12 protein-coding genes are annotated in these 19,125 nt (G+C 68.6%); 6 read left to right on the top strand and 6 right to left on the bottom strand.

The features are described from left to right. Positions 1–207: 207 nt before the first annotated feature. The 5 genes from ACIA76_RS00930 to ACIA76_RS00910 all read right to left on the bottom strand — a co-directional run bounded on the left by ACIA76_RS00930 (position 208) and on the right by ACIA76_RS00910 (position 9,371). Positions 208–4,386 (bottom strand): TIGR02680 family protein, encoded by a 4,179-nt coding sequence (locus ACIA76_RS00930; RefSeq protein ID WP_397146942.1) that lies wholly within the window; start codon positions 4,384–4,386, stop codon positions 208–210. A 3-nt stretch (positions 4,387–4,389) separates the two neighbouring features. Further along, positions 4,390–5,754: a TIGR02678 family protein gene (locus ACIA76_RS00925; protein ID WP_397146940.1), complete on the bottom strand. Its 1,365-nt coding sequence runs from the start codon at positions 5,752–5,754 to the stop codon at positions 4,390–4,392. After that, positions 5,754–7,256, bottom strand: coding sequence for a TIGR02677 family protein (locus tag ACIA76_RS00920; protein ID WP_397147927.1), 1,503 nt, complete (start codon positions 7,254–7,256; stop codon positions 5,754–5,756). Before ACIA76_RS00920 ends, ACIA76_RS00925 begins: the two co-directional genes overlap by 1 nt. Before the next feature lie 135 nt (positions 7,257–7,391). After that, positions 7,392–8,156, bottom strand: a complete 765-nt coding sequence (locus ACIA76_RS00915; protein WP_397146938.1) for a DUF2127 domain-containing protein — start codon at positions 8,154–8,156, stop codon at positions 7,392–7,394. A gap of 21 nt (positions 8,157–8,177) precedes the next feature. Beyond that, entirely contained in the window at positions 8,178–9,371 is a 1,194-nt protein-coding gene (locus ACIA76_RS00910) for an XRE family transcriptional regulator (protein ID WP_397146936.1), read from the bottom strand. Positions 9,372–9,617: 246 nt separating this feature from the next. Here ACIA76_RS00910 and ACIA76_RS00905 point away from each other — a divergent pair, with 246 nt between their 5' ends. Then, the gene (locus ACIA76_RS00905; RefSeq protein ID WP_397146934.1) at positions 9,618–9,947 is read left to right on the top strand and encodes a hypothetical protein; all 330 of its coding nucleotides are present in this window, start codon (positions 9,618–9,620) and stop codon (positions 9,945–9,947) included. Positions 9,948–10,035: 88 nt separating this feature from the next. Here ACIA76_RS00905 and ACIA76_RS00900 read toward each other — a convergent pair whose 3' ends face one another. Next, positions 10,036–10,923, bottom strand: coding sequence for a PAC2 family protein (locus ACIA76_RS00900; protein WP_397146932.1), 888 nt, complete (start codon positions 10,921–10,923; stop codon positions 10,036–10,038). Between the two features lie 208 nt (positions 10,924–11,131). On the opposite strand from ACIA76_RS00900, the gene metH reads away from it, so the two are divergent. The 5 genes from metH to ACIA76_RS00875 all read left to right on the top strand — a co-directional run bounded on the left by metH (position 11,132) and on the right by ACIA76_RS00875 (position 19,123). Then, entirely contained in the window at positions 11,132–14,710 is a 3,579-nt protein-coding gene (gene metH, locus ACIA76_RS00895) for a methionine synthase (RefSeq protein WP_397146930.1), read from the top strand. 76 nt (positions 14,711–14,786) lie between these two features. Next, a complete protein-coding gene (locus tag ACIA76_RS00890; protein ID WP_397146928.1) occupies positions 14,787–16,463 on the top strand; it encodes a serine/threonine-protein kinase in 1,677 nt (558 codons plus the stop codon). Positions 16,464–16,527: 64 nt separating this feature from the next. Continuing rightward, positions 16,528–17,169, top strand: a complete 642-nt coding sequence (locus ACIA76_RS00885; RefSeq protein ID WP_397147925.1) for an HAD family hydrolase — start codon at positions 16,528–16,530, stop codon at positions 17,167–17,169. Positions 17,170–17,266: 97 nt separating this feature from the next. Beyond that, positions 17,267–18,082: a class I SAM-dependent methyltransferase gene (locus ACIA76_RS00880; protein WP_397146926.1), complete on the top strand. Its 816-nt coding sequence runs from the start codon at positions 17,267–17,269 to the stop codon at positions 18,080–18,082. 207 nt (positions 18,083–18,289) lie between these two features. Further along, positions 18,290–19,123: an arpA protein gene (locus tag ACIA76_RS00875; protein ID WP_397146924.1), complete on the top strand. Its 834-nt coding sequence runs from the start codon at positions 18,290–18,292 to the stop codon at positions 19,121–19,123. The last annotated feature ends 2 nt before the right edge of the window (positions 19,124–19,125 follow it).

The raw sequence follows: 19,125 nt of genomic DNA, 5'->3' as shown, positions 1-19,125 counted from the left end.
AACCGGCCATATGGGCCATCAGATCCAATTCGGCGGGCCAGGCGTAGCGGTGCGGGCTGCGGTAGACGCGGGCGTGCGTGGTGTCGTCGAAGTAGAAGTGGTGGGAGATCAGACGTTGCTCGACGACATCGTAGGTGTCGATGCCCAGATAACCCGGTTCATTGTGGAAGACCGTTGCCTGTGTGCCGGGTTCCGGTCCAGTGGTTTTCAGGGTACGAGTTCCGACTCCTCGTCCAGGGGGATGCCGCCCTCGATCGTATGCGGGGTGCGGCGGCGGTTGGGGGAGCCGAGCGCGGTGATCAGATCGGTGCCGTCGTGCTCGGCGAGCAGAGCGGTGGAATCCCACACGAGCAGGGTTGCGCTGACGGTGTTCTCGGCCGCGGAATGCGCCAGATCGTAATGCGCGCAGGCGGGCACATGATCGTAGGTGATCCACAGGTCGTAGCCGGTCATGAACAGATCGAGATCGAAATCGACCGACAGGCCCAGCAATTCGCTCTTACCGTTGTCGTCGACACCCGCGAAGGCCTCGTCGAGGGCCAGCAGGCGGGGCGCCTGCGGATCGGCGGAGTCGAGCATGACATGCGCGGCCGCGAACAGCGGCAGATGCAGTGATACCGACTGCTCGCCGCCGGACAGCGCGCTGTGGCGGGCCACCGTGAGGCGGTCCTCGGCGCCGTCGGCGGTGATGAGCGTGAACGAGAACACCCGCCAGGTCCGGTAATCCAGTGTGGTGGCGAGGATTTCGGGATAGGAGCGCTCCGGATGCGCGGCCCGGGCGGTGCGGATCTCGGCGGCGAAATGCGCGCGGATGGTCGCCAGATCCTCCGGCGACAGATCGGCGGAGTCGTGGTCGAGCAGCTTGCACACCGCCCGCGCCGACTCGGCCAGATTATCGGCCAGCACCCAGTGCACGCCGATGGTGTTCCCCGAGGACATCCGCCGCTGCTTCATCTCCGCGCCCATCCGGGTGATGAGATCGCGTGCGTCGCTGGTGCGTTCGTGGATCTGCTGGGCCAGCCCGGTCAGCAGCGCATCCTCGAGAATGCGGCGTTCGGCGTCGGTGAGCAGCAGTTCCTGATCGCTGCGGGCGCGGCCGATCCGATCGGCGAAGTCGGCGAGCGCGGCCACGCCCTGATCGTCGTGCACCTGCACCACGGTCAAACCGTCGGCGGCATCCCACTGCAACCGGTAGTCCTGCCGGGCGGCGGCCAGGGCGGCATCGAATTCCTGCAGGGCCGCGGTCACCGCGCTGCGGGTCGACTTGCGCGCGACCTCCCCGGCGCGCACGGAAGCCGTCGCGGTGGACAGGCTTTCGAACAGCGCGTGCACCTCCTCGGGCAGCACCCGCAGCTCAGTTTCGGGCCCACCCGTCTCGATCCGGTACAGCAGCTGCTCCGGCGTGGACCATGCGGCCTCGCTCGCGGGCCAGCGGCCATCCTCCGGCGCGCCCAGCAGGCTCAGTAGATCCGGCCGGGCATACGGCGCGAGATGGCGGACGTCGGCGAGCAATTCGGTCAGCGCGGTGCCGAGCGCATCGTGCGCGGCGCGGTAGGAACCCTCGGCCGTGCCCACACCCTCGATGGCGTCGGCGGCGGCCTTGCGGGCCGACTTCTGTTCCGCGCGCGCGGCATCGATACGCATCCGGGCCTGTTCCAGCTCGCGATCGATATCGGCGGCGCCCGCGCCGAGTGCCTCGCGCAGCGTCTCCAGCTTGCGCAGCTGCTCCTCGTAGCCGGTGCGGGCGGCCTCGGCCTCCTCGGCGAACGCCTCGGCCAGATCGCGCGCCTCGGCGAGGCGGTCCTCGGCCTCCCGGGTGCGTTCGTGTTCGCGCAGCTGATCCCCGCGCAGCCGCAGCAGGGCCGTGCCGGTGTTCTCGAAATGCCGGATGGCCGCGGCCAGGGCGTCGAGTTCGGCGAGATCGCGGGGCGCGCGATGCGAGGCCGCGACGGCGCGCACCTTCTTGTCGGCGGCGCCGAATTCGGTGACGGCCTGATCGAGATCGCGTTCGGTCTGACCCGCCGCCTCCGACCGCGACCGCAGCATGCCCGCGGCCTCGGAGACCGCGCGCAATGCGGTGGTGACCGCGCTGGTGCGCGGTAATGCCTTGGTGGCGGCAGAGATTCGCGTCAGCTGGGCGGTCGCGGAGTGCTCCTCGGCGCGGGCGGCGGCCTCGGCCTCGGTGGCGGCCTCGACGGCCGCGGCGATCTCGGTCAGTCGCAGCTCCCGGCGGCGCGCACGGGCGGTGGCGCCGAGGAACTCGGCATGCGCCTTGGTGTGCCGCCCCAGCTGGACGCCCTGGCGATAGCGGCCGTCGGGGGTGACCGCCACGGTCGCGGCCTCGTCGACACCGTCGCGCAGGGCGATCGAGGCCAGCACCTCGGCCACGGCGGCGACGCCGCAATCGTCCTCGACGACAAGCACATCGGCGAGGGTGCGACCGGACGGGCGCTGCTTCGGCGGCAGCGGCACCAGGAACTGATCCGAATCATGGTCGGGCACATCGTCGCTCACCCAGCCGTCGAGCAGATCGGCGGCCTGCAGCGCGGCCTCGATACCCGCCGCCTGTTCGGGCGATACCGCGTCGGCGAAGCGCACCAGCCGCCACAGCGGCGCGCCCGCGCGGCCGTCGCGCGCATCGGTGCGGGCCGCGAAAGCCGGTGGCGCGTCATCCTTTTCGGCCGCGACCTGCTGCTGCTCGGCACGCAGTTCGCCCGCGCGGGCGACGGCCTGTTCGGCGGTGGCGCGGGCGGACTGGCGGCGGGTCCGGATCTCGTCGGTGAGCGATTCGGTGCGTTCGGTGAGCACCTCCGCGAGGGTGGGCGCATCGTCGGAGCCGGCGTCGGCGAGCGCGGCGTCGAGGGCCTCGAACAGTCCGGATCGCACGGGGGACAGGATCTCCCGCTGCGCCTCCCACCATTCCCGCAGGGCCGCCGCGGTATTCGAGCGCGCCAGGGTGACCGAGGCCTCGGCCTCGGCGAGGGCGGCCGCGGCCGCATCGCGCTGTTCGACGGCGCGCTGGGCGGCCCGCTCGGCCCGGGACCGATCGGCCGAGGCGGTATCGACCAGCGTCAGCGCCTGACGGACCGCCCGCACGTCGGCGTCGCGCTCCTCGGCATGGCTGCGCACGGTCGTGGTGAGCTGTTCGGCGCGGGCCTGCTCCGGCAGTGCGGCCCAGGCGATTCCGGCCTCGTCGGCGGCTGCGCGCAATTCGTCCTCGCCGCGCGAGAGCGCGCCCACCGCCGATTCCACGGTGGTCCGGGCCCGTTCCGCCTCGCCGGTGCGCTGCGCGACGGTCTGCTGCGCCTTGGTGGCCTTATCGCGGTGTACGGCCGCGGAGGTCTCCAATCGGCGCACGGCGTCGGCCAGATCGTCGAGTTGCTGTTTACCCTCGTAGGCCCCCGAACGCTGCAGGGTCTCGCGATCGGATTGGGCCTGCTCGTAGGCGCGGTCGGCCTCCTCGGCGCGGATCTCCGCGGCGGAGCGCTCGGATTCGCGGCGCTCGCGCAGCGCGGTCGCGGCGAACAGGGCGGTTCCGGCGTGGGTGACCGCGTCGAGCCGGGCGCGGACCTGATCGACATCCGATTTCGCCTGCACCCCAAGGTATTTGCGATACACATCGACGAAGGTGCGGGTGGCGGAGTCGGCCTGCACCAGACCCTCGAGGGTGCGCCCGACCTCCTCCATATCGCTGAACGAGCGCGCGGCGTCGAGGATCAGCTGCTCGTCGAGCGGGCGCAGGCCGTCGGTGAGCGCCTGCGACAGGCCGCGCGGATCGAGGTTCTTGGCCAGCTGCGGACGGCGCAGCGTCAGAATCAGATTGATCAACTGGTCGTAGCGCTGCAGGCCCAGCCCGAACATCCGCGCATCGATGGCGGCGCGATAGTCGACCGGCCGATCGGTGATGGCGTCGGTGCCGATCTGTTCGGCCAGCTGCTTGCGGGTCAGCGGCCGATCGTCGGCGCCGATCAATGAGAAGTCCACGCCCACCCGGCCGTCGGCGACGAAGTACCAGCGCGTCACCTTGTCGTTGGACCGCGTGGCCCGCATGCCGATGCCCACGGTGACGACCTCGGGCTCGGCCCAGCCCCCGCGCGCGAACTCCATCCACACGTAGGAGTACGCCGATTCCTGCTTGCGGTACAGCAGATTCGACTTCATCGTCCGTTCCTCACCGGCGAACGGATTGAGCCGGCGCGGTTCGATGCGGCCGTCGAAGACGAACGGGAACAGCACCTCGAGCGCCTTGGTCTTACCCGAGCCGTTGGGCCCGCGCAGCACGAGACGCCCGTCGGCGAAGCTGAACTCCTGATCCCGGTAGTCCCACAGGTTGACGATTCCGGCGCGGGTGGGGACGAACCGAACACCACCGTGAATGAGGTCCATCAGCTAGTCCCTTCCCACATGCGTTGCCGAGGCGAACAATTCGGTCTCGGCGCGGGTGCGCACCGTGACGACCGCGCCGCGATAGCGGGCCAGCGCCGGCAGGATCAACAGATGCTCGTCGAGTACCTCGACCAGCCGCAACCGCGCCAGCAGCGCCACCACCTCCCTGGTCAGACCCGGCACATCGGCCTGCCACTGCGCGGCGAAGGTGGCGCCGTAGCGGTGCGTCAGCGCCTGCACGGTCTCCTGAATCCACGACCGGGCGATGATCGGATGCGCGGTGACCTGCGCCTGTTCGTCCGGATCGGCGTCGTCGGCATCGATCGGCTCCGATACCACCATCGGTGCGAACACGGTGGACTGCGGAATCGCCTGATCCAGTTGATCTATCAGGGCCGTGCCGGGTTCCGGGCGTGGCCGCCGCTCGACCGGATTGTCGAGATCCAGGACCAGATCGGCGATCTCGCCGACCAGCAGCAGCGCCACCTGAGCGAGGGTGCCCGTGCCCGGAAAGCGCACATCCGACAGTCGCCCCGAGACGTCGATCAGCGCAACGCCTTCCGCGCGCCGCTCGGCCCGCAGACCCGTGATCAGCTCGACCTCGGCGACCAGCTTCTCGGTGCCCAGCAGGGTGCGCTCGTCGGCAGGCAGCTCCTCGCCGTAGACCACCGGCCGCTCGACCAGTGCCCGGCGCACCCGGCGCGCGGCGGCTCCCCGGTGCGCCGAACCCGCTGCGCCACCGTCGGATTCGTCGGCGAGCAGGCCGCGCACACTCTGCAGATGCTGCAGCACCCGAGGCGGGCGGAACAGGGCGAACACCACCGCGCGGTCGATATCGTAGAGCGCCTCGCCCGCCTCCGGATCGGTGGCCCAGCTGCCCGCATCGCCGTCGGCGAGGGTCAGCGCGCCGCGCGCGCCCAGCCAGGCGACGGCATCGACGAAGGCGTCGCGGTCGGCGGCCCGATCGGTGGACAGCTCGAGTCCGTCCACTCGCGTGGCATAGGCGGCGACCTGATCGGCCAACTCCGATAACGTGATCTGATCGCCCGCCCGTCCGAGCGCCGCCAGTGCGAGCGCCAGATACGCGTAGCGGCGGCGATCGAAGACCCGTTCGGCGGGCGTGCGCGCCGGGCGTCCGGCGTCGAGACGGTCGACGACCGGGAACAGTCGCGCGGTGGTCTCGGTGACCTCCAGCCGATAGCCGAACAGTTCGGCCAGATCCTCGCGCAGTTCGGTGGCCCACCGCCGAATCAGCGCCAGCGCGATGCGATCCGGATAGGTGCGTGTCACCAGATGGTTGGCCAGTAGCATGCGGGCGGCGCGCTGATAGCTGTCCAGGGCCAGCGAGTCGATCGTGCGGGCGTGCATCACGAACTTCCGGAAGATGTTGTGGCGCGCGAATTCTCGCGCACGGTCAAGCGCCGGTTGTTCAGATGCAACAGTCCCCGCGCGGTCCGGACCACCGTCGAGCCGGTGTGCTCGGCGACGGTGAGGGTGACGCCGCTATCGGAACCCGTTGTGCCGCTGACTTTTCCGCTGACCGGCACCCAGGCCGTGGACGCGGCGTCGAGCAGGCGCAGCAGCACCTCGGTCTCGCGGTCGTCGAGTACGCGCTCGTGCACATCGGCCGAGGCGAGCGAGCGCGCCGCCTCCGCGCGTTGCCGCTGCGTCTCGAGCTGCGCCTCGCGTAACCGCCGAACTCCCGCGTCGTTGCGCTGAATTCGCGACGGCGCGCCGGGGGAGGGCGGGCGGCCGGTTTCGGCGAGGGTGCGCGCGATCTCCAACGGCGGTGCGTCCCACCAGGATCGGATCGGGGGGATCACATCGGCGTCGGGATGTTCCATCGCCAGATGCCGGGGCCGGCCCAGTCCGAAGACCGCGTCGAACAGCGCGTGCGCGCATTCGGCGCTCGGCGCGGCGGTGAACCAGCCGGCCAGATGCCGCAGCGCCGATTCGCGGCTCACCCCGCCCTTGCGGGTCTCGGTGACCCGGCGCAGCAGCGACAGCACCGCGGCGATGGCGCTCATCGTCGCCTCGCGCAGCCGCTCCGCCTCGGTGCCCGGATTACCCTCGCCCGCACCGATATCCGCGGCCGTGGCGACGAACCAGCCGCGCAGGCCCTGCCAGCGCGCCCGCCAGTCGGCCTCGCGTTCGACCCGGGCGAGCAGCACCCGCTCATCGCAGGCGCCCGCGCGGGAGATCAGCTCCGCCACGCCGGTGTCCTCCACCTCGGCGATGGCCGCGGCCAGCCGCGGCGCGAATCGGGCCAGATCCATACTGAATTCGCGCATATGCGCCAGCAGCGCGTCCTTATGCGCGAGAAACGCCTCCGGCGTCGCCTCGGTGGTGCGCACGAGATCGCCGAGGGTCAGATAGAAATGGGCGGCGCGATCGGCCAATTCGGACAGCGCGGTATCGAGACGGTTGAGAATGCGGTAGACCCGCTCGGCGTCGCCGGTCCGATTCGCCTGCGCGAGCGCCTGCAGATCCGACAGCAGTTCGGGCAGCACCAGCCGCGACAGCGAGGCCTCGTCCAGCCGCGCGCCCAGCACCTCGGCGACCGCCCGATACGCCTGATATCCGGCCTGGGAGAACTGATAGACGAAGTGGCGGTTGCGATATTCGGCGAGCGTCGCCGCCCGGGTGCCGTCATAGCTTCGTTCCAGCACACCCCAGTGATGGAGCTGTTCGAGCAGCGGGCCCACCTCGGTCGCGGTCAGTCGCGGCGCCTCCGGGACACGGGTCAGGGTATCGGCGACGTCGCTGGCGTGCAGCAGCACGATATAGGCGGCGCGCGCGTGGTCGAATGCCCGTAGCACCCACAGGTATTCGCCGCGCTTCTCGGCGGTGGCGAAGGAGAACAGCCGCAGTCGATCCTCCACGGCCGCCGCGTCGAACCCGGTCGGCGCGAACACGACGCGGCCGCGCCCGACGGCGGAACCGTCGAACAATGCGTCGGGCAGCAATCCTGTAGCGGACTCGGTCACCGGGAAGAGGGTAGCCGATCAGGCGGCGTTGTCCGCGACGGCCGCGCGTTCGACGGTGAGCAGACTCTCCTCGCTGTGTTCGGCGTGGTAGGCGCGGCCGCCGCCGTTGAGACCGAACAGTCGCTTCGACCACAACAGCCACAGTACGGCCGCGATGTTGATCAGCAGCGCGCCCGCCCGCAGCACAGTGATCTTCTCGGTGAGCTCGTAGATCTCGAGCGGCAGGAAGATGCCGGTCGCGATGACCGCGAAGTATTCGCCCCAGCGCTTCACCAGCCAGAGGCCGACGGCCTCGACGAGTTCGATTGCGGCATAGGCGAGCAACCCGACGGCGATCCAGGTGAGGGTGGTCGGCGAGAGCGTCCAGCCCTTCTCGATGAAATGCACGATCTTCGAATTGTCCGGGTTCCAGCCGATCTGATCGGCCAGCGGCCGGATCAGCGGCATATCCGCGTCGAAGGCGGCCTTCAGCCGATGCTGGGAGTTGCGCACCTTGAACACCCCCACCGCGAGCGCGATGAACACCAGCCCGCGCAGCACCCGCTCGACGGCCAGGAAGCGCATGATGAACCGGTCCCGCAGCAGCCGCCCGCGTGGCACCTCGGGCGCCGCGTCGGCCGGACCGCGGCGGCGCGGCTCGCCGACGACGAAGTCGCCGCAGCGCAGGCAGCGCCAGGCCTCCCCGGCGGGCGTCGAAACATGCAGGCGCGCGGCGAGTTCCGCCTCATCGGGCGCATAGGTGGCATGTCCGTGCCACGAACAGCTCCGCAGACTGAAGTCCATTCGTGGGAGGGTAGCAACAACTCAACTCGCCGCCAGGGAACGCAACTGTTCGAGATAGTCGCGGGTGCGCGGATCGCCCGGGAAGCGTTCGATCATCTCGCGCGCGGCCTCCCCGGCGATCCACAGCAGCGAGGGCAGTGAGCGGCGCTTGCCGACGAAGGCGCGCATACCCTCGTCGACGGCCAGTTCCAGATCGCGGTCGCGCACCGCGACCACGGCCAGGGTCAGCTGTGCCTCCGCAACCCGCATCGGTTTGCGGATGCTGCCGTCCGGGCCGGTCGAGGTGCGGATGACTTGGCGGGCATAGCTTTCGGCGAGGCGGTCGTCGCCCGCGACGCGGCAGCAATCCATGGCGTAGAAGTCGAACTTCTGCGGATCGACGACGAAGTGATTGTCCAGATTGGTCGGATGGTCCAGACACTCCAGAATCGATCGGCCGTGCCGCAACGCGTTCTCCATGGCCTGCCGATCGCCGATGCGTGCCCAGGCCTTCGCCTGCTGTGCGGCCAGCTGCACGCCCACTCCATGTTGCCCGGTGGTCGCCAGAGCGTTCTTCGCCGCATCGATCGCACCGCGGTAGTTGCCCTGGGTGAGGGCGAACCAGGCCGCCATTTCCGCTCCCCAGCCCTGGATTTCGAGATGTTCGGCCTCCTGGCCCAGTGACAGCGCGGCGCGGCGGGTGGCCTCGGCGGTGGTCCGCCAGCCCAGGTCGTAATCGACGCAACCGACCAGCAGCGCAACCCATCCCGCCAGGACGAGTACCTCGCGATGCTGTGCCAACGTAAGCCGACCGTCCAGTAGGGACGTGATGCGGCGCAGCCACGCCGTGCCCTCGGCATGCAGTTCCATCGGGTCGGCACAGGGGTATTCGCAGCACATGCGCTCGGCGGTGATCCGGATGGCGTCCAGCGTCGCCGAGGAGACGTCCGACATCCGCAGTCGTCCGATGAATTCGAGGGTGTCCATGCCCGTTGACGAGAGCAGTTCGTCATCGCGATTGGGCCGGGACTTCGGGAAGAACGCGGCGGTCACGGTGTCGAAGGCGGCGGCGATGATCGGGGCGTAGAAGTCGTCCGGGCGCGACTCGCCGGACTCCCAGCGCCGCCAGTTGCGCAGCAGCGTGCTGTCGGTGGGTAGGTTGTGAGATGACTTGGCGCGCAGCGCGCGAACGGCGTCGGCTTGTGACCACCCCCGAGCATCTCGCTCCGAACGCATCCGAACAGCCCAGACGGGTCGATCGTCACCAGCGGTCACCTCAGTAGTATCCCACCAGTTAACGAAAGATGGCCCGGATAGGGCACAGAGATGTCCGCGTATTGACATCTGCAATTGCATCTGTGAGTACTGCACACTGATCACTGCACGAGATTCGTTACAGCAGGAGCCCGATTCGGCTATAGCCGCGATCGAGCGATCCAAACAAGAGACAGCGAATCAATCCACATCCAAACGGAGGTTCGGGTGGAAGCGTTGATCTATGGATACGTGCGTGACGACTTGGCCGACGGCCAGTCCGAGGAGCTCGAGGACGCCATGTGCAGCCTCGCGCGCTCGGCGGGGCTGTGCTTCGCCGCGACGTTCCATGAATCGACGCCGGGCGACGGCACCGCGTTCGCCGAGCTGACCGCGGAGCTCAAGCGCGCCGACGCCCACCACGTGGTGGTTCCGTCGCTCGATCACCTTGCCGGCCAGACCATTCCGCGCGACCTGCTGATCGCCAAGCTGGCGCATGAGGCCGAGGCGCGGGTGTGGACGGTCGAACGCCGCCCCGAGGTTCACCTCGCTCCGTAACTCGCGATATGCCACAAGCGGATTCGTCACGAACCGACCGGTGGGTCCCTAGGGAGAAATCGTCCGCTCCGGACGAGCGGACGAACCCTTACAGCCCGAATCCGCCCGGGCGCCCCCGTCGGCGCAGATACTTCTCGAACTCGGCCGCGATGGCATCGCCATCGATCTTGGCCATCGCCTCGTTCAGATCGATCGCCGCGTCGCCGCGCTCCTCGAGCGAGCGCACGTATTCGGTGACCTCCTCGTCGCCCGCGGTCATCTCGTCGACCGCCTCCTCCCAGTCCTCGGCCTGGGCGGGCAGCTCGCCGAGCGGAACCTCGATATCGAGCACATCCTCGACCCGGTGCAGCAGGGCGATGGTCGCCTTGGGATTCGGCGGCTGCGAAACATAGTGCGGCACCGCGGCCCAGAACGAGATGGCCGGAACGCCCGCACGTACGCAGGCGTCCTGCAGTACGCCGGTGATACCGGTCGGTCCCTCGTAGCGGGTCTGCTCGAGGTTGAACCGCTCGGCCGCCTCCTTGCTGTAGGCGGTGCCGGTGACCGGAACGGGCCGGGTGTGCGGGGTGTCGGCCAGCAGCGCGCCGAGGATGACAACCGTTGTGACACCGAGCTGTTCGACCAGTTCGAGGATGTCGTTGCAGAAGCTGCGCCAGCGCATATTCGGTTCGATGCCGTGTAGCAGGACCACATCGCGCTCGCTGCCCGGCGGCGAACAGACCGACAGCGTCGTCGAGGGCCAGCCGATCTCGCGGGTGACACCGTCGACCTGGCGGACCGTGGGCCTGTTCACCTGGTAGTCGTAGTAATCCTCGGAATCCAGTTCGGCGAGGGGTTCGGCATCCCAGATCAGTTCCAGATGTTCGATGGCACCACTGGCCGCATCGGCCGCGTCGTTCCAGCCTTCGAAGGCGGCGACGAGGACCGGATCACGCAGCGTCGGCAGTTCCGGATCGGGTGTTGCACTGGGGTTCACTCGCACAGCCTACGGGGTCTGGGCCTTGCAGTTCATGGCATAAGCTCCGAACCTGCGTGTCGCCCCTGCCCGCTCGGAGGGGGTCGCGAGGAGCGAATCCGGCAAACGGCCCGGCGTCGAGTGGGCGGATGTGGTGAGGGACACGTCGGGGCCCGTAGTGGCCGCTCTCCGGTCGGGTATGTCGGTCACTCCCCTTACTCTTGAGTACATGTCTGTGTCCTCCCGTGCCGCGTTCGATACCTCGCTGCTCGACACGTTGTCCCAGCGTGTCGTCATCGGTGACGGTGCGATGGGAACGATGTTGCAGGCAGCGGACCTGACGCTGGACGATTTCCGGGGTCTGGAGGGCTGCAACGAGATCCTCAACGACACCCGCCCCGACGTGCTGCGACATATCCATCGCGCGTACTTCGAGGCCGGTGCGGATGCGGTCGAGACGAATACGTTCGGTTGTAATCTGCCCAACCTCGCCGATTACGACATCGCCGATCGGATCCGGGATCTGTCCGAGCGCGGCACCCGGCTGGCCCGCGAGGTCGCCGACGAGATGGGCCCGACCGCGTACGGGACGCCGCGGTATGTGCTGGGGTCGATGGGGCCGGGCACCAAACTGCCCACGCTGGGGCACGCGCCCTATGCCGCGCTGCGCGACGCCTACGCCGAGGCGGCGCTGGGCATGCTCGACGGCGGTGCGGACGCGATCCTGATCGAGACCTGCCAGGATTTGTTGCAGGTCAAGGCCGCGGTGACCGGTAGCCGGCGCGCGATGGTGACGGCGGGGCGGCGGATTCCGATCATCGCCCACGTCACCGTGGAGACCACCGGCACGATGCTGGTCGGGTCCGAGATCGGTGCGGCGTTGACCGCGATCGAGCCGCTGGGTGTGGAGATGATCGGGCTCAACTGCGCCACTGGCCCGGCCGAGATGAGTGAGCATCTGCGGCATCTGTCCAAGCACGCCCGGATCCCGGTGTCGGTGATGCCGAATGCGGGGCTGCCGGTGCTGGGCGCGCATGGTGCGGAGTATCCGCTGACCCCGGAGGAATTGGCCGTGGCGCTGAGCGGATTCGTGAGCGAATTCGGGCTGTCGATGGTCGGTGGCTGCTGTGGCACCACGCCCGAACATATCCGCCAGGTGGCCGAGGCGGTCGCCGCCACCCGGCAGGCCATGCGCACGCCCGCGCACGAGCCCGCCGTGTCGAGCATGTACTCCGCGGTCCCGTTCGAGCAGGACGCCTCGATCCTGATGATCGGCGAGCGTACGAATGCCAACGGCTCCAAGGCATTCCGCGACGCGATGCTGGCGGCCGATTGGCAGAAGTGCCTGGATATCGCGAAGGATCAGACCCGCGACGGCGCGCATATGCTCGATCTGTGCGTGGACTACGTCGGCCGCGACGGCGCCGCCGACATGTCCGAGCTGGCCTCGCGGCTGGCGACTGCCTCGACGCTGCCGATCATGCTCGATTCCACCGAAACCCCGGTGCTGAAGGCGGGTTTGGAGCATCTGGGCGGCCGGTGCGCGATCAACTCGGTGAACTTCGAGGACGGTGACGGACCGGAGTCGCGATTCCAGCAGACCATGGCGCTGGTCGCCGAGCACGGCGCCGCGGTGGTCGCGCTGACCATCGACGAGGAGGGCCAGGCCCGCACCGCCGAGCATAAGGTCCGCATCGCCGAGCGGTTGATCGCCGATATCACCGGCAACTGGGGGCTCGCCGAATCCGACATCATCATCGACACCCTGACCTTCACCCTGGGCACCGGGCAGGAGGAGTCGCGCCGCGACGGCATCGAAACCATCGAGGCCATCCGCGAACTCAAGCGTCGGCATCCGGATGTGCAGACCACCCTCGGGTTGTCGAATATCTCCTTCGGCCTGAATCCGGCCGCCCGGCAGGTGCTGAACTCGGTATTCATGCACGAATGCGTCCAGGCCGGACTGGATTCGGCGATCGTGCACGCGTCGAAGATCGTGCCGATGAGCCGGATTCCCGACGAGCAGCGCGAGACAGCGCTGGATCTGGTCTACGACCGCCGCGGCGAGGACTACGACCCGCTGCAGAAGCTGATGGCGCTGTTCGAGGGCGTCTCGACCTCCTCGTCGAGGGCCTCGCGCGCGGAGGAGCTGGCGGCCCTGCCGCTGTTCGAACGCCTCGAACGCCGGATCGTCGACGGTGAGAAGGCCGGTATGGACGCCGATCTCGACGAGGCCATGACACAGGTGCCGCCGCTGCGGATCATCAACGAGACGCTGCTGTCGGGGATGAAGACCGTCGGCGAACTGTTCGGGTCGGGGCAGATGCAGCTGCCGTTCGTATTGCAGTCGGCCGAGGTGATGAAGTCTGCGGTGGCGTATCTGGAGCCGCATATGGAGGCCACCGACGATTCCGGTAAGGGTCGGATCGTGCTGGCCACCGTCAAGGGCGATGTGCACGACATCGGGAAGAACCTGGTCGACATCATCTTGTCCAACAACGGCTACGAGGTCGTGAATCTCGGGATCAAACAACCGATCTCGGCGATTCTGGATGCCGCGCTGGACAAGAAGGCCGATGTGATCGGCATGTCCGGACTGCTGGTCAAGTCCACGGTGGTGATGAAGGAGAACCTCGAGGAGCTCAACACCCGCGGGGTGGCCGATCAGTATCCGGTGCTGCTGGGCGGCGCGGCGCTGACCCGTTCCTATGTCGAGAACGATCTCACCGACGTGTACGAGGGCGATGTGCATTACGCCCGCGACGCGTTCGAGGGCCTGCGGTTGATGGACGACATCATGACCCGCAAGCGCGGCGGCGGCTCCGAACAGGGCTCGGGGCAGGCGCTCGCGGAGAAGGAGAAGGCGGCCGAACGCAAGGCCCGCCACGAACGCTCCCGGCGCATCGCGGCCGAGCGCAAAGCCGCCGAGGTACCGGTCGAGGTGCCCGAACGCTCGGATGTGGCTGCCGACGGGCCGGTCGCGGTGCCGCCGTTCTGGGGTACCCGGGTCATCAAGGGCCTTGCGGTGGGCGAGTATTCGGGACTGCTCGACGAGCGCGCCCTGTTCCTCGGCCAATGGGGCCTGCGCGGCCAGCGCGGCGGTGAGGGACCCAGCTACGAGGAACTGGTGGAGACCGAGGGCCGCCCGCGGCTGCGCTACTGGCTGGACCGGCTGACGGCCGAGGGTGTGCTGCAGCACGCCGCGCTCGTCTACGGGTATTTCCCGGCCGTATCCCAGGGCGACGATGTGATCGTGCTGACCGAGCCGAATCCCGAAGCGGCCGAGCGGTATCGGTTCACATTCCCGCGCCAGCAACGCGACCGTTTCCTGTGTATCGCCGATTTCGTGCGCTCGCGTGATCTCGCTGTTGCGCGGGGGCAGGTGGATGTGCTGCCGTTCCAACTGGTTACGATGGGTCAACCCATCGCCGATTTCGCGAACGAACTGTTCGCGGAGAACAATTATCGCGATTACCTCGAGGTGCACGGTATCGGCGTGCAGCTGACCGAGGCGCTGGCCGAATACTGGCATCGCCGCATCCGCGAAGAACTTGTGCTGGAAGGCCATTCGGTCGCCGAGCAGGACCCGTCCGACGTGGCGGATTACTTCAAACTCGGATATCGTGGCGCCCGTTACTCTTTCGGCTACGGCGCCTGCCCCGACCTGGAGGACCGCGCCAAGCTTGTGTCGCTATTGGAATCCGAGCGCATCGGTGTGACATTGTCGGAGGAGTTGCAACTGCATCCGGAGCAGTCGACGGATGCGTTCGTCCTACTGCATCCGGAAGCGAAATACTTCAACGCGTAAGGTTTTTCGAGATTTCCGGGCTTCACGCAGAGTGGCATGGCGGCTCGGCGTGTGAGCGCAGGAGGGTTACAACAACATGACGTCAGACCGGCTCATCGCGGGACGGTATCGACTGGGCGACCCCATCGGCACGGGTGCGATGGGCGTCGTCTGGCGCGCCAGCGACGTACGTCTGAGACGGACCGTCGCCGTCAAACAACTGTTACTCGCGCCCGGTCTGACCCGCTCGCAGGCGGTCGAGGCGAAGATGCGGGCCATGCGGGAGGGCCGCATCGCCGCGCGCCTGCACCATCAGAACGCCGTCACCGTCTTCGACGTCGCCGAGGAGGACGGCCAGCCCTGGCTGGTCATGGAGTTCGTCGACGCGCCGAGCCTGGCCGCGCTCATGCGGGAGAAGGGTCCGATGGACCCGCGCGAGGTGGCCCGCATCGGCGCGAAGGTGGCCGCCGCGCTGGCCGCCGCCCACGACGCGGGCATCGTGCATCGCGATGTGAAGCCCGCCAATATCCTTGTCGCCGATAACGGCACGGTGAAGATCACCGATTTCGGCATCTCGCGCGCGGTCGGCGATGTCACCGTGACCTCGACCGGATTCCTCGCCGGGACCCCGGCCTATCTGTCGCCCGAGATCGCCCGCGGTGAGAATCCGGAACCGCCCTCGGACGTGTTCGCACTCGGTTCGACGCTGTATGCCGCGGTGGAGGGTAAGCCTCCGTTCGGTGAGGGCGACAATCCGCTGGCCATACTGCATTCGGTCGCGGGGGCGCAGGTGCCCGAGCCGAAGCGGGCCGAGACGCTGGGCCCGGTGTTGATGGCGCTGCTGGCGGCCGAGGCGAGCGACCGGCCGAATATGGCCAAGGCGCAGGAAGAGCTCGAGGCCGTCGCCGAGGGCCGCGCCCCGGCGATCGTCCCGACGGCGACGAAGGTGCTTCCGGCCGCGGCGGTGGACGCGGCCGCGGCGACGACCGTGCTGTCCGTACATGCCGGCGCACCCGCGGGCAATGCCGACGATCCGACCGTGCACGTGCCGACCGTCGCGGCCGGTGGCGGAACCACACCCACTGTGCCGCAATCGAATTGGAGCGGCCCGGCGCAGCGCCGCCGCCTGCTGGTGTTCGGCGCCGCGGCCGCGGCCGTGCTGGTGGTCGTGATCGGCATCGTCGCGATCGTGCTGTCGGGCGATAAGAACAACGGCGGTACCGGCCCGCAGCCCGCCGCGGTCGGGCCCGCGATCAGCACGCCGAGCAGCGGCGGACCATCGGCCGCGGCGCCGCCATCGGCCGCGGTCACCGGCACTCCGTCGGCGGCCGCCCCGCCGAGCGGCAGCGCCGCGCCGTCGACCGGGCCGTCGGCCACATCCTCGGCCGCCCCGTCGGCGTCCGGCTCCGCGCCGAAGCCGAGCACGACGACGACCACGCCCGCTCCGCCGACGACCGCGTTCGGACCGGCTCAACCGGCCGATATCAGCGGGTTCATCTACAGTTACTACGCGAATCTGCCGGGCAATACGCAGGGCGCGTGGAACATGCTCGGGCCCGGGTATCAGGCCCAGACCGGTGGATATCAGGCGTACAGGAGCTGGTGGTCGACCATCGCCGCGGTGAGTGTGAACAGCGTCACGCTCTCCGGTCCGGGCAGCGCGAACGCGGCACTCACCTACCGCAAGACCGACGGGCAGGTCGTCACGGAAAACCGGTCGTTCACGGTCGACTCCTCGACCGGCCGGATGCTGATCACGGGCTCCAGCGCCTAGGGCGAGAAAGGGACGTGCGCGAGTGAGTGTGTTCGAGGCCGGTGTGGCGGCCGTGCTGTGGGATATGGACGGCACCCTGCTGGACTCGGAGAAGCTCTGGGATATCGCCATGCGGGAGTTGTCGGTCGAACTCGGCGGGGAGATGACCGATGCGACCCGGCACGCGCTGATCGGCGCGGCGGCCCCGGACGCACTGCGAATCACGTTCGCGGGCCTGGGTATCGAGCCCACCGCCACCCAGTTGGACGCGGCCGGTGACTGGATGGAACGCCGCGTCGTCGGCCTGATGTCCGGCCCGATCCCATGGCGGCCGGGCGCCCGCGAGGCGCTGGCGATGGTGCGTGCGGCCGGGCTCGCCTCGGGCCTGGTCACCAATACCAAGCGGTCGGTGACCGAACTATGCCTCGAGACCCTGGGCCGGGAGCATTTCGACATCACCGTCTGCGGGGACGAGGTCGACCGCGGCAAGCCCGCGCCCGATCCGTATCTGCGCGGCGCGCGGCTGCTCGGCCTGGCGCCGGAACGCTGTGTCGCCGTGGAGGATTCGCCCACCGGATCGCTCGCGGCCGCCGCGGCCGGATGCGCCGTATTGGTGGTGCCCTGTGAGATCGCGGTCCCCCCGCGCCCGGGGCTGATCTTCCGCGATTCGTTGATCGGCCTCACGGCCGCGGATCTGGCCGAGGTCCATCGGGGCGCGCGCCGCTGAGTTTGCGGAAGTGTTGCCTTGATCACAGAGATTCGGTAGCGATATGCGGCAGTATTGCTGGCGAATGGTCGTGACTTCGTCAGAAGGGCCGATTTCCATGACCGCTTTCCAGGCATTTCCGGGCGTGAGCACGGAATGGGCGCTCGGTGACTATCACCGGTTCGCTCGCGCTGCACTATGGGATCTCGGTCCCCAGCTGGTTGCCGCCTGCGAGATCGGGCCCGACACGCGAGTACTGGACGTGGCCACCGGCACCGGCAACGCGGCGATCGCGGCCGCGGCGGCGGGCGCGGAGGTCATCGCCGCCGACAGCACGGTCGAGAACTTCATCGACGGGCGGGTCGAGGCGGCGACGCGCGGCGTGGCCGTGGAATGGGTCGAGGCCGATGCGCAGGATCTGCCGTTCCCCGATTCCTCCTTCGACGTCGTCACCTCCTCGGTCGGGGCGATCTTCGCGCCGCGGCATCAGGACGTGGCCGACGAGCTGATCCGGGTCGCCCGCCCGGGCGGACGGCTCGGCCTGATCAGCTGGACCCGCCGCTCATGGATCTGCGAAATCCTGGCCGTGCTGAACTACTACGTCCCGCCCCCGCCGCAGGCGCTGCCCGCGCGCCTGTGGGCCAACTCCGAACATGTGCTGTGGCTGTTCGGCGATCGGATTTCGACCTTCGAGGCGACCACGCACAGCTTCCGTCTGTTCGCCCCCAGCCCGATTCGTTTCATCGAATTCTTCGAAACCTCTTTCGGCCCCATCCAGGCGACCTTCGCCGATCTGCTCGATCACCCCGAGCGTGCCGCCGCACTGCATACCGACCTGATCGACCTGGCCGAACGCCTCAATCTCGGCATGCCCGGCGGGCCCGCCGAGTATCTGTTCGAGTACGTGCTGATGAAGGCGACCACCGCGGGCTGATCCGTCGTCCGGGTTGTGGACGCGAATAGTTCCGACCGGCCTTGCTACTCATGGGTTTGTGAGCTGTCCAACGATCCGAGCAATCCGCCCGGGCATTCGGTGTGGCCGGGTCACAATGGTCGGATGGTGTCGGGTAGTGGGGGTAGGGCTGCTGCGGGTGGCACGGAAGGGGATGGGGCAGAAGGTAATTCGGCGTCGCTGGCGACGGTGATCGATACCGTTCGGTATCCGCTGACGGCGGACGGTGCGGGCCGCGGCGAGGTGGTGCGGCGGGCGCGGGCGGAGCTGGCGGCCGGTGGATGCACCGTACTGCCGGGATTCATCCGGTCCGACCTGCTCGAGACGCTACGGGCCGAGGGGGCGGCGCTGGCGCCGCGGGCGTATTACACCGTCGAACGGGTCAACGCCTACAACATTCCGATCGACACCGAGCTGCCGCCCGACCATCCCGGGCGTATCGTGCTCGAGCGCGGAAATGCCTTCGTGGCACGGGATCTCATTCCCGGCGATGCGCTGATCCAGGTGCTCTACAGCAGCCCGGTATTCCAGCGATTCGTCGCGGACTGCTTCGGACTGGCCGAATTGCATGAATTCGCCGACCCGTTGGCCGGTCTGTGCGTGAACGTGGTCGCGCCGGGGAACTCCCATCCGTGGCACTTCGACACCAATGCCTTCACGGTCTCCATGCTGACCCAGGAGCCCGAGGGCGGGGGAATCTTCCAGTACTGCCCCGATATTCGCACGCCGCGGGCGGAGAACCTCGCCGATGTGCGGGCGGTACTGACCGGCACGGGGCAACGATTCGTGCGCGGGCTGCGGCTGCGGCCGGGGGATCTGCAGCTGTTCCAGGGAAGGTACTCGTTGCATCGGGTCTCGCCGGTGACCGGGGATACCCAGCGGCATACGGCGATCTTCGCCTACAGCGAGCGGCCCGGAATCATCGGGACCGTCGAACGCACCCGGCAGTTGTTCGGGCGGGTGCTTGCGGATCACCACGCCGCGGCCGGTCAGTCCGTGCGCGGCGATCGACTACTCGACTGAGA

Source organism: Nocardia sp. NPDC051570, assembly GCF_044454005.1.
Taxonomy (GTDB): Bacteria; Actinomycetota; Actinomycetes; order Mycobacteriales; family Mycobacteriaceae; genus Nocardia.
Note: the sequence above shows the minus strand (reverse complement) of the source record. Positions and strands in the feature narration are given on the sequence as shown.